At 69.8% G+C, this 17,629-nt stretch carries 14 protein-coding genes; 4 read left to right on the top strand and 10 right to left on the bottom strand.

Annotation, left to right across the window (positions count from 1 at the left end; genetic code table 11):
* The first annotated feature begins 1,275 nt into the window (after positions 1-1,275).
* Both AO398_RS14170 and AO398_RS14165 read left to right on the top strand, forming a co-directional pair.
* Entirely contained in the window at positions 1,276-1,569 is a 294-nt protein-coding gene (locus tag AO398_RS14170; RefSeq protein WP_058192738.1) for a DUF2218 domain-containing protein, read from the top strand.
* A gap of 188 nt (positions 1,570-1,757) precedes the next feature.
* Complete coding sequence (locus tag AO398_RS14165) at positions 1,758-3,350, top strand: ABC transporter substrate-binding protein (protein WP_058192737.1); 1,593 nt, start codon at positions 1,758-1,760, stop codon at positions 3,348-3,350.
* Between the two features lie 4 nt (positions 3,351-3,354).
* Here the strand turns inward: AO398_RS14165 and putA are convergent, their stop codons facing one another.
* Positions 3,355-7,041: a trifunctional transcriptional regulator/proline dehydrogenase/L-glutamate gamma-semialdehyde dehydrogenase gene (putA, locus tag AO398_RS14160; protein ID WP_058192736.1), complete on the bottom strand. Its 3,687-nt coding sequence runs from the start codon at positions 7,039-7,041 to the stop codon at positions 3,355-3,357.
* 157 nt (positions 7,042-7,198) lie between these two features.
* Positions 7,199-7,975: a hypothetical protein gene (locus AO398_RS14155; RefSeq protein WP_058192735.1), complete on the bottom strand. Its 777-nt coding sequence runs from the start codon at positions 7,973-7,975 to the stop codon at positions 7,199-7,201.
* Between the two features lie 139 nt (positions 7,976-8,114).
* On the opposite strand from AO398_RS14155, the gene AO398_RS14150 reads away from it, so the two are divergent.
* On the top strand, positions 8,115-9,284 hold the full coding sequence (locus AO398_RS14150) for a saccharopine dehydrogenase NADP-binding domain-containing protein (protein WP_244498773.1): 1,170 nt from the start codon (positions 8,115-8,117) through the stop codon (positions 9,282-9,284).
* 144 nt (positions 9,285-9,428) lie between these two features.
* Here the strand turns inward: AO398_RS14150 and AO398_RS14145 are convergent, their stop codons facing one another.
* Positions 9,429-10,952 (bottom strand): altronate dehydratase family protein, encoded by a 1,524-nt coding sequence (locus AO398_RS14145; protein WP_058192774.1) that lies wholly within the window; start codon positions 10,950-10,952, stop codon positions 9,429-9,431.
* Between the two features lie 137 nt (positions 10,953-11,089).
* Positions 11,090-11,806, bottom strand: coding sequence for a DUF1194 domain-containing protein (locus AO398_RS14140; protein WP_058192733.1), 717 nt, complete (start codon positions 11,804-11,806; stop codon positions 11,090-11,092).
* Between the two features lie 187 nt (positions 11,807-11,993).
* Between AO398_RS14140 and AO398_RS14135 the strand changes: the two genes are divergently transcribed.
* Positions 11,994-12,209 carry a hypothetical protein gene (locus tag AO398_RS14135; RefSeq protein ID WP_244498772.1) on the top strand — a complete coding sequence of 72 codons (216 nt, stop codon included), beginning with the start codon at positions 11,994-11,996 and terminating at the stop codon, positions 12,207-12,209.
* A 10-nt stretch (positions 12,210-12,219) separates the two neighbouring features.
* Here AO398_RS14135 and AO398_RS14130 read toward each other — a convergent pair whose 3' ends face one another.
* From AO398_RS14130 to AO398_RS14105, 6 genes are all read right to left on the bottom strand, one after another.
* Entirely contained in the window at positions 12,220-12,993 is a 774-nt protein-coding gene (locus tag AO398_RS14130) for a DUF1223 domain-containing protein (protein WP_058192731.1), read from the bottom strand.
* Between the two features lie 7 nt (positions 12,994-13,000).
* A complete protein-coding gene (locus AO398_RS14125; protein WP_058192730.1) occupies positions 13,001-14,017 on the bottom strand; it encodes a lipid A biosynthesis lauroyl acyltransferase in 1,017 nt (338 codons plus the stop codon).
* 136 nt (positions 14,018-14,153) lie between these two features.
* A complete protein-coding gene (locus AO398_RS14120) occupies positions 14,154-15,176 on the bottom strand; it encodes a zinc-binding dehydrogenase (RefSeq protein ID WP_058192729.1) in 1,023 nt (340 codons plus the stop codon).
* Positions 15,177-15,187: 11 nt separating this feature from the next.
* Positions 15,188-15,475: a hypothetical protein gene (locus AO398_RS14115; RefSeq protein ID WP_058192728.1), complete on the bottom strand. Its 288-nt coding sequence runs from the start codon at positions 15,473-15,475 to the stop codon at positions 15,188-15,190.
* Between the two features lie 110 nt (positions 15,476-15,585).
* A complete protein-coding gene (locus AO398_RS14110; RefSeq protein ID WP_082643275.1) occupies positions 15,586-16,344 on the bottom strand; it encodes an SDR family NAD(P)-dependent oxidoreductase in 759 nt (252 codons plus the stop codon).
* Entirely contained in the window at positions 16,341-17,624 is a 1,284-nt protein-coding gene (locus AO398_RS14105; protein ID WP_058192726.1) for a beta-ketoacyl-ACP synthase, read from the bottom strand. Before AO398_RS14105 ends, AO398_RS14110 begins: the two co-directional genes overlap by 4 nt.
* Positions 17,625-17,629: the final 5 nt, after the last annotated feature.

Genomic DNA, 17,629 nt, shown 5'->3' with positions numbered 1-17,629 from the left:
GCAGCGTCAGGTAGGGCGCAACCAGCGCCCACTCCTCATCGGAAACATCGGACGGATACAGCTTGCGGGTCGCGCTCATCCCCGCTCATCTGAGCATCAGCCCGACCCAGGTCCATAACAGCCTCTAGCCGATAAGAGCGATCCACCAACACCAAACCTTACGAAACCAGAATTCAAGAAGCGTCTCCACGATTATCCCGGTGTCATCGTATCGTCGATCATACTCCGCCCAAACGGCGATCTCATCCCCAGAACCCTGCGCGAGAATGGCGTGGCTCTGCCGGGCTTCGCATGGACAGTTAAGGATTTCCGTGACTTGAACGAATATATGATTGACGTCATCTCAAATAGCAAATGATCAACCGCTGTCGACTTTTGGGTTACCAATATATGGAACCAAATTTTGCGGAATAGAATAAGTTTTTATCGGTTTCCAGCCAAATATTGACGTCGGATCGGGCAATGCTGCGATAGATTTCAAGGGCTTTCCTGCTTTCGGCAAAGCCATCGACACCCGCAAATCGACCCGTCGCCGACGTACGTCTCGCAGCGTCTGAGGTCAGCTATGCCGCAGACTCGGACGAGCGGGCCGCGCGCATCCAACATGAGACCCGGCAACAGACCATGGCGATCCTATCGCGGCTACCTGTACACGCGTCGCCCCGTCGGGTCTGATGCCCGCCGAGCGGCGCCACGGCGTCTTCGAGAACGTCGTCGCCCATCCCAAGCCTCGAGGACGCGGGCATGGTCGTGCTGGCGTCAGGAGCGCGCCGGCACAAGCACGGGCGGCGGATTGCCATCCCGTGCTGATGCGGAGCGGGTGCCCCCCGGGTTGACGCTTGCGACCAGGAGATGGGCTTCGTACCGGGCCGGCGGGTCGGGTTAGCGGCCTCGGCCGTCCAGCGATGCATCACCGCCTCGTCTCCAGCGCTGTCCTCAAGGGGGCGTCAGGCGTCCGGTTCGAGCCGTGCGGGCCACCGCACCTTTGGACACTGTCGATCACGTCTCGGAATGAGGCGATAAAATTTGTGCGGCGCGCCATAATTCGGCACGGCGGCGGGTGCAGGAGTTGCCGCAACGGCACGGTTCGTCGCCGCCGGACTGGGCGTTAAGCGACTGCTAACGCTTCGGGCCGACCCTTATTACAGACACCGGGGACACCCGCGCCCGCCCAGGCATGGTCTTTGCTCAGCAACCATTCATCTCGCATGTGCGAGACAAATGATGAGCCGTCCACCGACAGACAGCCTTTTCCCTTTTCTGGAGACCGACGGAATGCCTACCTCCCAGGCCCGTGTGCAGACCACCGAGGCGAGCCGCTACCTGCAGCAGCTGTGCCGGCACTGGAGCCACAAGTTCAAGGTCGAGGCGACCCCCGAGCACGGCACCGTGCCGTTCGGTGAGGATCGCGTCTGCACCTTCGATGCCGAGCCCGACGCCCTGGTGATGCGCATCGACAGTGCCGACCCGGTGAACCTCACCCGGCTCGAGAACGTGGTCGCCGACCACCTCGCCCGCTTCGCCTTCCGCGAGAGCCTCGGCGACATCCGCTGGTCCCGCGCCGCCTGATTCTTGAAGTGATGGTGGCGATGCGCTGAAGCGCGCCGACCCGTCACGCTCGGGTGCGTCCGGAAACAGACCGGGCGGCCTCTTTCGTCCCTCGAAGATCCCACGGCCGGCTGCTGGCGTAGGCTTTGCAACCGGAGCGGGCCGCGCGCAGTGGCGTCGGCAACCCCGGGATACGAGCGGACGACAGCATGAAGCGACGCACCCTGCTGCAAGGCGCCGGCGCCCTGATCGCGGGCGCGGTGGCACGCCCCGCCCGGGTCCGCACGGCCTCGGCCACCACGCTGCGCTTCGTGCCTTACGCCGACCTGGCGCTCCTCGATCCGATCATCACCACCAACTACGTCACGCGCACGCACGCGCTGATGGTGTTCGACACCCTCTACAGCCTTGACGCATCCTACCGCGCCCAGCCGCAGATGGTGGCGGGCCACGACGTGTCGCCGGACGGGCTGACCTGGCGCCTGACCCTGCGGGACGGTTTGCGCTTCCACGACGGCATGCCGGTGCTCGCCCGCGACGTCGTCGCGAGCCTCAAGCGCTGGTCCCAGCGCGATGCTTTCGGGAGCGCGCTGTTCGCCACGGTGGACGAACTCTCCGCCCCCTCCGACACGCTGGTGCAGTTCCGGCTCAAGCGGCCGTTCCCGCTCCTGCCGGACGCCCTGGCGAAGCCCACCTCCTACCTGCCGGTGATCATGCCCGAACGGCTGAGCGCGACGCCGGCCACCCAGGCCGTCGCGGAGATCGTCGGCAGCGGCCCCTACCGCTACGCGGCCGCCGAGCGGGTGCCGGGCTCGCTCAACGTCTACCGCAAGTTCGAGGATTACCGACCGCGCCCGGACGGCAGCGCGAGCTTCACCGCCGGTCCCCGGATCGCGCATTTCGACCGGATCGAGTGGCGCACGATTCCCGACGGCGCCACCGCGGCCGGCGCTTTGCGCTCGGGCGAGATCGACTGGTGGGAGCAGCCCCTGGTCGATCTGGTGCCCGACCTTTTGCGCCAGAAGGACGTGCGCGTCGAGCTCGTGGAGAGCGCTGGGCTGATCGGCCAGATCCGCCTCAACCACACCCTGCCGCCCTTCGACAATCCGAAGATCAGCCACGCGCTGCTATCGGCGGTGGACCAAACGGAGATGATGGACGCGGTGGCCGGCAGCGATTCGACGATCCGGCGCGGCCCGGTCGGCATCTTCACCGCCGGCGGCCCGATGGCGTCCGATGCCGGGATGGGCGTGCTTACCGGCAAGCGCGACCTCGCCGCCACCAAGCGGGCGCTGGCGGAAGCCGGCTACAACGGCGAGAAGGTCGTGCTGCTCGCCGGCACCGACGTGCCGCGGATCAACGCGGTCTGCGAGGTGATGGCCGATCTCTGCCGCAAGCTCGGGATGAATCTCGACGTAGTGGCCACCGATTGGGGCACGGTGAACCAGCGCATCCTCAGCGCGAAGCCCCTGGACCAGGGCGGCTGGTCGATGTTCGGCATCTTCTCCGGCGGCCTCGACATGATCTCGCCGGCCTATCACCTGGCCGTCCGCGGCAACGGCCGCGCCGGCGTCCCGAGCTGGCTCACCGACGCGCCGCTCGAAGAGTTGCGCAGCGCCTGGTTCGCCGCCCCCGACCTCGACGGACAGAAGGCTCTGGCGGCCAAGATCCAGGCGCGGGCCCTGGAAGTCGGCGCCTACCTTCCCTGCGGCCAGTATTTCCAGCCCACCGCTTACCGCCGCGACCTGGAGGGCATGCTGACCGGCCTGCCGATCTTCTGGAACCTCCGCCGGTCGGCCTGAGCGCTCAGCCGATCGCCATCAGGCTGGCATTGCCGCCTGCGGCCGCGGTGTTGATTGCGGTCGCGCGCTCCTCGACGAGGCCCGGCAGTGCGTAGAGGTCGCCGTTCGCGAGGGCCTCGGGTGTGCGGCCCTGGACCTGCCGGATCGGCCCAGGCCGCGCGGCCAGGACGCGATTCAGGGCCCGCAAGGCGGTCGTATCGCCCTCGAACAGCACCGCCTCAAGATCGCCGGCCCGTTCGAGATCGGCCGCCCGCGCGATCCGGGCGCCGAGGTCGGCCGGCAGGTCGCGGAGGCTATCGACGCCGGGGTTGGAGCCGATCACCACCGCGTGGTTGCCGGTCGCCAGGATCGCGCCGAGCTGGAGCAGCAGCCCGGTCTCCGTCGCCGCAACCGCCGCGACGCGTCCCCGCGGATGCAGCCCGTACAGGTTGCGCTCGCCGACCGGCCCGGCCAGCTCGACCTCGGCACGCTGCGGAAAGCGCTCGGCGGCGAGCCGATCCGCGAGCGGTCCGTGCCCGCGCGCGCGCAGCCAGTCGGCGTAGCGGCGGCTCAGATCCTCGTCGCCCGTCAGCCCGTCGAGGGCGGCGGCCGGCGGGCGCTTCAGCAGGCGGCCGAGATAGAGCGGGCCGCCGGCCTTCGGCCCGGTGCCGGACAGGCCGGATCCGCCGAACGGCTGCACGCCGACCACCGCACCGATGACGGTGCGATTCACGTAGCGGTTGCCGGCTGCAACGCGTGCGAGAACCCGGTCCGCGGTCTCGTCGATGCGGGTGTGGAGGCCGAAGGTGAGGCCGTAGCCGGTGGCATCGATGTCGGTCAGCAGCCGGTCGAGGTCCTGGCGGGCATAGCGCAGGACGTGCAGCACCGGCCCGAACACCTCGTGCTCGACATCGGCGACGCGGTCGATCTCGATGAGCGTGGGCGGCACGAAGGTGCCGAAGGCCGCCGCGTCCGGCAGCGGAACCTGGTGAACCGCAAGACCACGCGCACGCATCGCGGCGACATGCCCGTCGATGCGCTCGGCCGCAGCCCGGGTGATCACCGGGCCGACATCGACCGCCAGCCCGCGCGGATCGCCGACCACCAATTCGCGCATGGCGCTCTGAAGCATCGCGAGTGTGCGGTCGGCGATCTCGTGCTGCAGGCACAGGATGCGCAGGGCCGAGCAGCGCTGGCCGGCGGAATCGAAGGCCGAGGCGATCACGTCGGCGACGACCTGCTCGGCGAGGGCGGAGGAATCGACCACCATGGCGTTCTGGCCGCCGGTCTCGGCGATGAGCGGGACCGGCTCGCCGTCCCGGGTCAGGCGCACGGCGAGGCGGCGCTGGATGGTCTTGGCGACCGCGGTCGAGCCGGTGAACATCACCCCCTGCACCCGCGCGTCGCCGATGAGCGCCGCGCCGACCTCGCCCGGCCCGGGCAGGAATTGCAGCGCATCTTCCGGGACGCCGGCCGCGTGCAGCACCCGGATCGCCTCGGCGGCGATCAGCGGCGTCTCGCCGGCGGGCTTGGCCAGGACCGGGTTGCCGGCGGCCAGCGCCGCCGCGACCTGCCCGACGAAGATCGCCAGGGGGAAATTCCAGGGCGCGATGCAGACCACCGGGCCCAGGGGGGCTTGCGTCCCGTCGAGCGTCCGCTCCGCCTCGGCCGCGTAGTAGCGCAAGAAATCAACCGCCTCGCGGACCTCCGCCACGGCGTTGGCGTAGGACTTTCCGGCCTGGCGCACGATCAGCCCGAGCAGCGCCGGCATCCGGGCTTCCAGGGCGTCGGAGGCCTTGCGCAGCGCGGCGGCGCGGGTTTTCGGCGCCGTCGCACCCCAGGCTTCGGCGGACGCGTCCGCCCGGGCGAGCGCAGCGTCGATCTCGGCGGGCGATGCGGCCCGGACCGTTCCAACGCGGTCCCGGTGGTCGGCCGGATTGCGGACCGGCGCGTCGGCCGAATCCGGGTCGGCTTCGGAGGGCACGGCCCGCCATTCCGTTCGACCGCTCTCGGCCAGATGATCGGCGAGCTGTGCCAGCGCGGCCTCGTCGGCGAGGTCGAGGCCGGCGGCATTGGCGCGGCTCGGACCATAGAGGTCGCGGGGCAGCGCGATGCGGGCGTGCGGTGCGCCCGGGATCGGCATCGCCGCGACCGCCGCGACCGGATCGGCGATCAGGTCCGCCACGGGCACGGAGGCGTCGCCGACGCGATTCACGAAGGAGGAGTTGGCGCCGTTCTCCAGGAGCCGCCGGACCAGATAGGCGAGCAGGGTTTCGTGGGTGCCGACAGGCGCGTAGATCCGACACGGCCGGCCGAGCTTGTCGGGGCCGACAACCGCCTCGTAGAGCGGCTCGCCCATCCCATGCAGGCACTGGAACTCGTACTGGCCGACCCAGAATTCCGGCCCCGCCATCTCGACGATGCTGGCGAGCGTCTGGGCGTTGTGGGTGGCGAATTGCGGGAAGACCGCGTCCGGCGCGGCCAGCAGCGTCCGCGCGCAAGCGAGGTAGGACACGTCGGTATGCAGCTTGCGGGTGAAGACCGGGAAGCCTTCGAGCCCGTCCACCTGCGCGCGCTTGATCTCGCTGTCCCAGTAGGCCCCCTTCACCAGGCGGACCATCAGCCGGCGCCGGCTGCGCCGGGCTGGGTCGACGAGCACGTCGATCGCGAACGAGCAGCGCTTGCCGTAGGCCTGTACGACGAATCCGAGCCCATCCCAGCCGGCGAGATCCGGATCGAAGGCCAGGGTTTCGAGGATGTCGAGGGACAGGTCGAGCCGGTCCGCCTCCTCGGCGTCGATGTTGAGGCCGATGTCGTAGCGCCGGGCGAGGCGCGCGAGGCCGAGGACCCGGGGCGCCAGCTCGGCCATCACCCGCCCGCGCTGGGACCGGGTGTAGCGCGGATGGAGCGCCGACAGCTTGATCGAGATGCCGGGCCCCCGAAGGATCCCCCGCCCGGCCGAGGCCTCGCCGATGGCCCGGATCGCCTCTTCGTAGGATCGTAGATACCGCTCCGCATCCTCGGAGGTGAAGGCCGCCTCGCCGAGCATGTCGTAGGAATAGGTGAACCCCTTCGCCTCCATGCGCTTCGCGTTGCGGAGGGCCTCGGCGATGTCGCGCCCGGTGACGAACTGCTCGCCCATCAGCCGCATGGCGAGGTCCACCGCCTTGCGGATCAGCGGCTCGCCGCCGCGCCCGATTAGCCGGGTGAGCGCCGCCGACAGGCCGGTCTCGCTGCGCGTCGCCGCGAGCCTTCCGGTGACCAGCAGGCCCCAGGTCGCCGCATTCACGAAAGGCGACGGGCTGTGGCCGAGATGCGCCGCCCAGTCGCCGCCGGCGATCTTGTCCCGGATCAGCGCGTCGCGGGTGGCGGCATCGGGGATGCGCAGCAGCGCCTCCGCCAGGCACATCAGCGCCACGCCCTCCTGGCTCGACAGAGCGTATTCGTGGATCAACCCTTCGACGCCGCCGTGCCGGGGCTGGCGGCGCAGGGTCTCGACCAGGTGCCGGGCGGTCTCGGCGACGCGAGCGGCCGCTTGGGGCGGCAGGCGCGCGCGGTCGAGGAGCGGCGCGATACAGTCCGGCTCGGGCCGGCGGCAGGCGGCGACCATGGCAGCCCGCAGGGGCGACAGCGGGATGGTCTCCGCCGCGAAGGCTGCGAACGGATGGCCGCCCACGTCGACGGACGGGTGGGGATGGCCGGATCCGGACATGGTACGCCTCTCGGGGTTGCGCGACGACTCACACCGTCACCCCAGGCTACATGGTCTGCCGTCCTTGTTCAGGCCTTGTCTGCCGATTCCCGAGCCGGGTGTGGCGCCGGTTAGCCGATCCTGCACAGCGCAGTAGGGGCGTCGTTCGGGACGCGTCCTACGGACGCTTGGCCTGCGCGGCCTCGATCGCATCGGTGAGCACGGTCTGGACGCCTTCGCGACGCAGCGTCGATGTCGGGATCACCACGGTGTCGGCGCAGGCTTGCACCACATGAGCCAGATCGAACTGGACGGCGAGCCCGCCCGCCTCGGCATCGGGCCATACGGTCATGGCGGGCGGTTCGCCGGAGACGGTCTCGGTCACCGCATCGCGGCACGCCTTATCGTCCGCGTTCGCATTCGTCTTGCCGGTCTCGGGACGGTAGGCCTTGAGGTACAGGGCGTGCAGCCGCTTGGACGACAGCGTCACCATTTTGGTCTCGTCGGCCTGGGTCGCGAGCGCGACCTTGCCGGTCAGTGCGGGTGGCAGCAGCGTCGTCCAATCCACCGGCGTGCCGGTGACGAGGTCGTAGACGATCGCCGTCGTGCCGGTGTTCGGATGGGCACCGCCGCAATAGGTGCCGTCGTTGATTTCGAAGCTGAGGAAGCGGGGACCGTGCATGGCCGTGCGGACGCCCCGCTCCCACGAAGTGTTCGCGCCGCCCTCGGCCTTGCAGCTCTTCGCCGCCTTGCGGACCTGTGCGTCGAGGCGTTTGAGCGCGGCATTGATCCGCCGCTCCGCATCGTCGACCGGCTCGACGATCTGCGGAAAGGCGTCGATGCCCGGTCCGACCTGAGCCGCCTGCATCTGCACGATCCGGTCGGCGGCGTTCGCCGGCACACCGGTGGCGACGAGCAAGACCCCGAACGCCGCAAGCCGAAGACGCCCCTTCATCGATCGCTCCCACGCATCCCACGCGCCCCATTTGCGGCGTCTCGGACCGCCAAATCCCGATCCGATCCTGCCTCAGGACCGCCTTCGCGACGCTCAATCCGCCACAGGCTTCCGATCTAACGGATCGGCGGAGATCGCCATGTCTCGCAGCGCACGGCAGACCGGACGCGCAACGGTGGGGCCGGGACGAACCTTGTTCGACGAGCGCCCGTCGGAGGCCGCCCCTGCCGATGCGCCCGCCCGCCATGGTACAGAAGCAGCCATGACCGCGATCCTGATCTACGGCGCCACCGGCTACACCGGCACGCTGCTCGCCGAACACGCGCGTACGCAAGGCCTGCGTCCGGTCCTGGCCGGGCGTGATCCCGACAAGCTCCGGCCACTGGCCGCCCGCCTCGGGCTCGATTGGCGCGCCGCGCCCCTCGACGATCCGGGCCGGCTGCGCGCGATGCTCACCGGCATCGCCGCGGTGATCCACGCGGCCGGACCGTTCTCCAAGACGGCCCAACCCATGGCCGAGGCCTGCATCGCCGCGGGGGCGCATTACGTCGACATCACCGGCGAGATCGACGTGCTCGAATCACTGGCCGCCCGGGATGCGGACGCGAAGGCTGCTGGCATCGTCCTGCTTCCGGCGGCCGGTTTCGATGTGGTGCCGAGCGATTGCCTCGCCGCCCATGTGGCGAACCGGCTGCCCGGCGCCACGCATCTGCGGATCTCCATCGGCGGCTTCGGCGGCTTCAGCCGGGGGACGGCCCGCACCATGGTCGAGGGCATCGCCTGGGGGACGCGGGTCCGCCGAGACGGCCGTATCGTCGAATTGCCGAGCCCGCCCCGCGGCAGCGCCGATTTCGGCCGTGGCGCCCGGCGCACCGTGGGGCTCGGCTGGGGCGACGTCTCGAGCGCGTGGTATTCGACCCGCGTGCCCAACATCGCGGTCTATTTCGAGGCCTTCCCGGCCATGGCCGCAGCCGCGGGCCTGCCGTCCGGCCTGCGCCGGATCATCGCCGGCCCGACGGTACAACGCCTGATCAACCGCGGCATCGACCGGCTGCCGCCGGGGCCTTCCGAGACGGCGCGGGCGACGGCGCGCAGCACCTTCCTGGCCGAGGCCTGGGACGGGAGCGGCAACCGTGCGGCGAGCCGCATGGAGACCCCCGAGGGCTACACGCTGACGGTCCTGACCGCGCTTGAGACCGCCCGGCGTGTCGCGTCGGGAGCGGTGCCGGCCGGCTTCCAGACGCCCGTCACCGCCTTCGGACCGGATTTTATTTTGGGGTTTCCGAACGTGGTGCGGACGGATCTCTGATCCTCTCCGTCATTGCTGTGCAGCGAAGCAACCCAGGGCTGCGCGCGATCTCCAAATGTGGCGTGTCCCTAGGTTGCTTCGCTGCGCTCGCAATGACGGGGAGCGGCGTTCGAAGGCATCAAACGCTGCGCGATCGCAACGGCCTCACACCGTCGCGCCGAGTTGCCAGGGCGCGAATTCCGACGAACCGAAATCGAACTGCTCGCTCTTGGTCCGCTCGCCGCTCGCCACCCGCAGGATCAGCTCGAAAATCCGTTGGCCCGCCTGCTCGACCGTCTCCTCAGCGTCGAGGATGGTGCCGCAATTGACGTCCATGTCTTCCTCCAGCCGCCGGTACATCGCCGAGTTGGTGGCGATCTTGATCGACGGCGACGGCTTGCAGCCGAAGACGCTGCCGCGCCCGGTGGTGAAGCACACGAGGTTCGCCCCGCCGGCTACCTGCCCGGTCGCCGAGACCGGGTCGTAGCCGGGGGTGTCCATGAACACGAAGCCCTTGGCGGTCACCGGGTCGGCATAGCGCACCACGTCGACCAGGTTGGTGCTGCCGGCCTTGGCCATGGCGCCGAGCGATTTCTCCAGGATCGTGGTCAGGCCGCCAGCCTTGTTGCCCGGCGACGGGTTGGCGTCGATCTCCGAGCCCTCCCGGCGGGTATACGCCTCCCACCAGCGCATGAGATCGACGAGCTTCTGGCCGACCTGAGGGCTCACCGCGCGCCGGGTGAACAGGTGCTCGGCCCCGTAGGTCTCGGTGGTCTCGGACAGGATCACGGTGCCGCCGTTCTCGACCACGCGGTCGCTGGCGATCCCCAACGCCGGGTTGGCCGAGACCCCGGAATAGCCGTCCGAGCCGCCGCATTGCAGGGCGACGATCAGCTCGCTCGCCGGCACGGTCTCCCGGCACACCCCGTTGGCCTCGGCCAGGATGCCGGTGACGAAGTCGATGCCGGCCTCGACCGTCTTGCGGGTGCCCCCCAGCGTCTGGATGTTCATGCTGCGGATCCGGTCGCCCAGGCCCTGCTCTTCCAGGAAAGCGCCGATCTGGTTCACCTCGCAGCCGAGGCCGATCATCACGATGTGCGAGAAGTTGACGTGCCGGGCATAGCCCGCGAGCGTCCGGCGCAGGAGCTTCAGCGGCTCGCCCATCGCCATGCCGCAGCCGGTCTTGTGGGTCAGCGCGACCACGCCGTCGACATTCGGATAGGGGGCGAGCGGATCGAGCCCGAGGATCGGGTGGCGCCGGAACGCGTCGGCGATCAGGTCGGCGACATGGGCGCTGCAATTCACCGAGGTGAGGATGCCGACATAGTTGCGCGTCGCCACGCGCCCGTCGGACCGGCGGATGCCCTGGAAGGTCGCCGGCGGCGTGATCAGCCGGGTCGGGCGGGCATCGACCCCGAAGGCGTAGTCGCGGGCGAACTCGCCCATGCCGAGATTGTGGACATGGACGTGCCGGCCGGCGGCGATGTCCTCTTTGGCGAAGCCGATGATCTGGCCGTACTTCGTCACGGCCTCACCGGACACGTGCGGGCGGACCGCAACCTTGTGCCCGGGCGGGATCCGTTCGGCGGCTGTGACGCCCGGGGTCACCGGCATGCCCGGCTCGATGGCGGTCCGGGCGACCACCACGCCGTCGTCCGGGCGCAGGGCGATGACGGGATAGGCGGACAGCGCGTCGGCCGTGATCGGCATCGTCATTCCTCCCTGGGCCGCGCCTCGCCGGGCACGTGCCCGAGGAGCCTACCGCGCCGATACGCAGGGCGCGAGCAGCGCGGGTGACGCTGGAGGCCGGATGTCGGCGGCCGGTGTCAGGAGATCTCGCGGACCAGCTTGGCGATCAGCGCCCGGCCGAAAGCCTCGAATCCCTCGGCCGCCATGACGAACGCGCCCTCGCCGCCGATCACGGTCTCCCGGTAATAGGCAGCCAAGCCGCCCACGGGATTGGTATGGTCCCTCAGGAACGCCGGCATGCCCGCCGGATCGGTGAGGATGACGATGCCGTTGACGGTGGTGCCGGCGGTGACGGCCGCGTCCCCGGCCTCGGCGATCGACCGGCCCGAATTGCTGGTGCCGTCCCCCGAGATGTCGATGACCGTCCGGTCGGCGCGGTAGGGCGATCGCTCCAGCAGCATGGAGGCGAAGCCGATCGCCGACCCGATGGCGGTCCGGCCGTAGAAGGGGCGCGACACCGCGGCGAGTCTTTTCGCGAAGGCGATCGCGTTGGCGGCCGTTCCGATGACCATCCAATCGACCGCGACCTGCTGCTCCCCCGGGCCTGCCCAATCGAACAGCGCGACCGCGATACGCCCATGAGGGCCCTCGGCGATCGCCCGCAGGACGCGCGGATCGCCGAAGGCTTCGGCATAGCCATGCCGCTCCAGGTCGAAGCGCGCCTCGCTGATGCTCAGCGAGACATCGACGGCGAGCACGAGGAGGACATCGACCGCGAGGTCGGCCGCTTCAGCCCGGCGAACCGCCAGGGACGCGGCGGCGAGCATTCCCGAGAGCAGCTGGCGTCGCCGCATGGCCGACACTCAATGACGGGCGTCCACACGGTTCGGCAGACGGGCCCATGCATGCAACGAGCCTGCCGCCCGGGCGGTTCGATGCCGCCTTCGGTCGCAGCGCGTACCGGCCGCGCCACGCTATCTGCGGTCGGGAAGCGACGCACCGGGCGCCGCGCAGGTCGAAAGCTTTCCCTAGACGATGCGTATGTTTCATTGGATCGGTCACATCATCAAGACCGTCATCATCACCGGCGTGATCGGCAGCGTCGCGCTGTTCAGCAGCCTGCTCGACGCGATGATCGGCCTGGTCGGCCGATGCTCCGACCGCCTGGACGCCAAGCTCGGCGAGTTGGCGCAGGCGTCGAACGAGCGTCATCGCCGGGAGGGCCGGCGGCAGGTGGATCCGATCACCTTGGACTGAGCCGAACGCCCTACAGGCCCGGCCCCTTGGCCGCCCCCAGGATGCGGCCGGGTCTGCCCTCCGTGGCGCCCTGGACCAGGATCACCCAGCTGTCGGCGTCGGCAATCTCCGCCAGCGTGCAGGGCACATCGAAGCGGGTCGACTGGCCCGTCCAGGGACCGAGGCGCTGCAGGCCGCGCACCACATTGACGTAGGTAGCGGTCCGGCCGCCATTCTCGCCGGCCAGGATCGCGATGGCCCGGCTGCGCAGAACGGGCACCAGCCAGACATCGCCACGCGTCTCGGGCCTGGCATCCGCAGCGGCGCCGACCTCGACCGTGATGCGGTCGCCGTGAATCTCGCCGCGGACCGGGATCGGCAATCCGCCGCGCTGCGTCCCCTCGCGCATCAGCCGCTCGAGAGCGATGCGGTCCGAGCCCACCGCGAAGCCGCTGCCGTCGACCACGACCTGCGGCGTGAACACCTGGCGGACGCCGTGCGCCCGCGCATAGGCGCGCTGGCGATCGGTCAGCGGCCGCAAGGCCAGGGTGTCCTTCCAGCCGAGATAATCCCAATAGGTCACCGGCAGGGTGAGCGCGACCACGCCGGGCTGACGGGCGAGGTCGCGGATGACCGGGTCGGCACTCCGGCAGGCGCCGCAGCCCTGGCTGGTGAACATCTCCACCACGGCGCGGACCGGCTCCGCCCGCGCCTGAGCGGTGGCCGAGACGACGCAGAGCAGCGCGGCCGCGCACAGCGCACGGATCTCGCCGGTCTGGGTACGGGCGCGGGGCCGAAGGATCATGGTGCCATCAGAGCGTCTGGGATGCCGTCTGGGAAATCACGTTGGCTTGAGTATTTTCTACCATTGGTTGCGACGTCGTCCGAGCATTCCGCGCTTTCGGCAACATGTCCGGTCTCCAGCGGCGATGCATCCACAACCATTGGCCTGGATTCTCGCGGACCCAACCCTCGACCACACTTGTCATCGCCTGCATCGCGCCGGCGACATCGATCACACCGTCGGCGTTGCGCGGCAGATCCAGGGGGGGCGTGAGTTCCAGGCGGAATCGGCCCTCCGGCAGGCGGATGACGCGGACGCCGTGCACCGGGCAATCGTAGTGCCGGGCGAGCTTGGCCAGAAGCGGGTTGGCCAGGCACGGCCGGCCCATGAAGTCGACCACCACGCCCCGGGTGAAATGCTGGTCGATCAATTGCCCGAGATGGCCGCCATTCTCGACTACGTCGCGCATGGCGAAGACGGCCCCCGGGGTGGAGGCGGCGAGGCCACCCATGGAGCGGCGGCGGACCTCCTGCACGAGGTGTGCAGCCGCCGGGTTGTTCGGCGGCCGGAACACGGCGGTCGCGTCGAGGCCGAACCGTGCGGCGCAGATCGCGGGAAGCTCCCAGTTCCCCAGATGCGCGGAGAAGATCAGGCCCGGCTGGCCATCATCGCGCAAAGCGGCGAAGTGGTCGATTCCCGCGACCTCCGTGCGCATCGGGCCGGTTGCGTCGGGATCGAAGTCGAACAGCGTATCGAGATGAGCGTACTCGGCGCCGGTCCGCCCCAGGTTGTCCCAGGCCTCGAGGGCGATCCGCTTCCGTTCCGCCTCCGGCATGTCCGGGAAGGCAGCGCGCAGGTTCGCCATGGCGGTCCGATGCGCCGGCAACAGCGGCCCGACATTCCGCAGGAGGGCGGCGCCGAGCGCCGTCGAACGATCCGGCCCGAGGGCGCGCGCCAGCCAGACCAGGCCGCGGATCAGCGGGATCATGGCAAAGCCCGCCAGCCGCGGGAAGGACCGTCGAAGGATGAGGGCGAGGCGCAACACGTTGGATTCCCGGGCACGAAGCGGGCAGACCCGGCAATTCGCGTGAAAGGCGAAGCTTAACCGATCTTTCCCGCAGTGCGATAGCGCATCGTCCGGAAAGGTGGCCGCCGGCCCCCGGGACGATGTGCGGCAAGGCTCAGAGGCCGACGAGGATCTTCCCGAAGACCTTGCGGGATTCGAGCCGTTCCAGCCCCTGCGTGAAGTCGCCGAGGGGGTAGACGGTATCCACGACCGGGCGAATGCCCTGGGCCATCTTGTCGAGGGCCTGCGCGATATTGGCGAGCGAGCAGCCGAACGAGCCGGTGATGCGGTATTGCTGCTGGAACAGCTGCATCAGGTTCATGGTGGCCGAGACGCCGGAGGTCGAGCCGCAGGTCACCAGCCGCCCGCCGCGCTTCAGGCAGAGCAGCGAGCCGTTCCAGGTGTCGGCGCCGACATGCTCGAACACGACGTCGACGCCCTTGCGCTTGGTCAGCCGCCGGACCTCGCCCTCGAACCGCTCGGTCCGGTAATTGATGACGTGGTCGGCGCCGAGTTCCGCCGCCTTGCGGCCTTTCTCGTCGTCGCCGACCGTCGTGTAGACGGTGCAGCCGATCGCCTTCGCCATGCGGATGGCGGCGGTGCCGATACCGGACCCGCCGGCATGGACCAGCACGCTTTCGCCGGGCTCCAGCCGGGCATTGTCGAACAGCATGTGCTGGACCGTGCCGAAGGCGATGCCAGCGCAGGCTGCGTCGGTGTCGCTGACCCGGTCCGGGACTTTCACCACGAGACGGGCGGGCATGTTGACCAGTTCGCGGGCGAAGCCGTCGATGTGGAAGCCCATGACCCCGGACACGTCCTCGCAGAGGTTGTCGCGGCCCTCGCGGCAGGCGCGGCACTGCCCGCAGGTCATCGCCCCGTAGGGAACGATCGAGTCGCCGACGGCCACGTCCGCGACATCGGCGCCGACCGACTCGACCACCCCCGCCGCCTCGGCTCCGACGATCAGCGGCATCTTGCGCTTGGCGAAGGCCATGCCGCGGAAGCCCCAGACGTCGATGAAGTTGAGGCCGACCACGCGGATGCGGATCTGCACCTCGCCCGGACCCGGGGCGGCGGGTGCCTCGACCTCGGTGAGGCGCAGGTCGCGGTCGCCGAATAGCTGGAGGGCTTTCATGCTGTCTTTCGTCATTCCGGCGCCAGATAGCGCCGCCGCGCCCAGCCGACGACACGTCCCGCCTTGACCCGGCACCAAGTCGTCCGGCTCGGCGTATCGTTGGTGCAGCCGAAGACCAGAGCCTTGGAACGGATCTCGCCGACTTGCTCGGCCGCAGCATCCGGCTCGGCGCGGATCGAGAGGGGCTCGCCGGGGGACAGCCCCGAAATCCGGTAGGCTTCCGGTTCGGCGCTGGCGCCGCACGGGACAAGGGGCACCGCAAGGCACAATCCGGCGAGAACAATCAGTCGGGCGCGCATCGGCGGGTCGCTCAAGCAGGGCGCGTGTGGGGGGAGTCAGGTCTTCGGACTTATCACGGCAGCCGCGAGAGGCGTGAGCCTGCGACGGAGACACGCGAACACAAAAGAGATCAGGTGCGGTGGACGCCCATCATGGCCGTCAGGCCGCCGTCGACGGGAAGCACCGCCCCGGTGATGTACGCGGCCCCATCGCCCATCAGGAAGGCGGCGAGCGCGGCGACATCCTCCGGCTGGGCGAACCGGCCGGCGGGGATCTGGCGCTCCATCCCGGCCCGGTGGGCGGCGTAGCGCGCCATCATGGCGGTGTCGACGAAGCCCGGGGCGATGACGTTGACCGTGACTCCGCGCTTGGCGGTCTCGACCGCGAGGGTCCGGCAATAGGCGATCAGCGCGCCCTTGGTGGCCGCGTAGGCGGCGTTGCCGGCATTGCCGCGGAGCGCGGCCACGGAGCCGATCGCGATGATGCGGCCCGTCCGCGCCTGGGTCATCGGGCGGACCAGCGCCTTGGCCAGCCGGGTCAGCGCAAAGAAGTTGATCTGCATGACCGTCTCGGCCCGGTCCTGGTCGAACATGGCCGCAAGCGCATCGCTCGGCTGGCCGGCATTGTGGACGAGGCCGTAATAGCCGGCATTCTCGGCGGCATCGCAGAAGACGTCGAGGGCGGCCTTGTCGGCGAGGTCCAGGGCATGCCCGATGAAGGCCCGATCCGGATACGCTGCGCGCAGGTCGGCAAGCAGCCCTTCTGCAGCCTCTATCGACGAGCGATAGGTGAAGTCGACGGCGAAGCCCGAACCCGCCAGCGCGCGGACGGTCGCCGCGCCGACGCCCGAGGCTCCACCGGTGACGAGGACGCGGCGGGCGGCGCTCACGCCGGCTCCGCCCCGAACACCAGGCAGGTGTTCTGGCCGCCGAAACCAAACGAGTTCGACAGCACGGTGCGCACCGGCAGGTCCCGAGCGGTCTCGACGACGTCGAGGCCGAGCGCCGGGTCCGGCACCCGGTGATTGATGGTCGGCGGGATGCGACCGTTCCGGATCGTCAGCAGCGACACCGCCGCCTCGATGGCGCCGGCCGCCGTCAGCGTGTGACCGATCATCGACTTGTTCGAGGTGACCGGCAGGGACGGCACACGGTCGCCGAACACTGCGGCGAGCCCCAGGGCCTCCATCTTGTCATTCTCCGGGGTCGAAGTGCCGTGGGCGTTGATCGTGTCGATCGCGTCGGGGCCCAGCCCGGCATCGTCCAGGCTGGCGCGGATCGCCGCGATGACCGGCGCCCCATCCGGGCTGGATCGGGTGCGGTGGAAACCGTCACCTTTCTCACCACAGCCGAGCACGTAGCCGAGGATCTTCGCGCCCCGACCGACCGCGGCCTCGGCCTCCTCGAGGACCAGGGCGGCCGCGCCCTCGCCCATCACGAAGCCGTCCCGATCCTTCGAGAACGGCTTCGAGGCTTCTTCCGGCACGTCGTTGCGGGTGGAGAGCGCGGAGAGCAGCGAGAATCGAATCAGCGATTCCGGGTTCACCGAGCCGTCCGTGCCGATGCAGAGCGCCGCGGCAGCCTCGCCCCGGCGGATCGCCTCGACGCCGAGCTGGATCGCGGTGGCGCCGGAGGAGCAGGCGGTGGACAGCGAGATCGGCGAGCCCTTGGTGCCGAACCTTTCGGCGATCCGGTCGGCCACGGTGCCGAAGATGAACAGGTCGTGCCAGGCATCGAACCGCCGGGTCGCCGCGGCCCGGAGCAGGCCGGCGTAATCGACGTCGCCCTCGCCGCCTGCGGCCTCGGCCAAGGCCTGACGCTGCGGCCATTCCATCTCCACCGGCGGAACCGCGATGAACAGCGCCCCCGGAAAATCGCCCTTCGTGCCGATCCCGGCCTGCGCGACCGCCTCCGCGGCAGCCTCCGCGGCGAAGCGCTCGGACAGGAGCGGCGCGACCAGCGGTTCCGTGTTCAGAAAATCGACCGTGCCGGCGATCCGGGTGCGAAGGCCCTCGGTCGAGAACCGCGCGATGGCGTGGATGCCGGATCGGCCGGCGCTCATCGCCGTCCAGGTATCGGCCTGACCTTGTCCGAGGGAGGAGACGACGCCGATGCCCGTCACCGCGATCAGCGGCCGGCCCCGGGCGTCGCGATAGGATCGTGCGCTCATGGCGC

The organism is Methylobacterium sp. GXS13, assembly GCF_001455965.1.
Classification (GTDB): Bacteria; Pseudomonadota; Alphaproteobacteria; order Rhizobiales; family Beijerinckiaceae; genus Methylobacterium.
This window is presented reverse-complemented; position numbering and strand designations above follow the sequence as displayed.

What these genes read in the sequence shown, in the direction of transcription:
- putA (WP_058192736.1), bottom strand. Translation starts at nt 7,041, where the DNA reads ATGTCCGGATCCGGCCATCCCCACCCGTCCGTCGACGTGGGCGGCCAT.
- AO398_RS14135 (WP_244498772.1), top strand. Translation starts at nt 11,994, where the DNA reads ATGTTTCATTGGATCGGTCACATCATCAAGACCGTCATCATCACCGGC.
- AO398_RS14155 (WP_058192735.1), bottom strand. Translation starts at nt 7,975, where the DNA reads ATGAAGGGGCGTCTTCGGCTTGCGGCGTTCGGGGTCTTGCTCGTCGCC.
- AO398_RS14170 (WP_058192738.1), top strand. Translation starts at nt 1,276, where the DNA reads ATGCCTACCTCCCAGGCCCGTGTGCAGACCACCGAGGCGAGCCGCTAC.
- AO398_RS14165 (WP_058192737.1), top strand. Translation starts at nt 1,758, where the DNA reads ATGAAGCGACGCACCCTGCTGCAAGGCGCCGGCGCCCTGATCGCGGGC.
- AO398_RS14105 (WP_058192726.1), bottom strand. Translation starts at nt 17,624, where the DNA reads ATGAGCGCACGATCCTATCGCGACGCCCGGGGCCGGCCGCTGATCGCG.
- AO398_RS14130 (WP_058192731.1), bottom strand. Translation starts at nt 12,993, where the DNA reads ATGATCCTTCGGCCCCGCGCCCGTACCCAGACCGGCGAGATCCGTGCG.
- AO398_RS14115 (WP_058192728.1), bottom strand. Translation starts at nt 15,475, where the DNA reads ATGCGCGCCCGACTGATTGTTCTCGCCGGATTGTGCCTTGCGGTGCCC.
- AO398_RS14140 (WP_058192733.1), bottom strand. Translation starts at nt 11,806, where the DNA reads ATGCGGCGACGCCAGCTGCTCTCGGGAATGCTCGCCGCCGCGTCCCTG.
- AO398_RS14120 (WP_058192729.1), bottom strand. Translation starts at nt 15,176, where the DNA reads ATGAAAGCCCTCCAGCTATTCGGCGACCGCGACCTGCGCCTCACCGAG.
- AO398_RS14150 (WP_244498773.1), top strand. Translation starts at nt 8,115, where the DNA reads ATGTCTCGCAGCGCACGGCAGACCGGACGCGCAACGGTGGGGCCGGGA.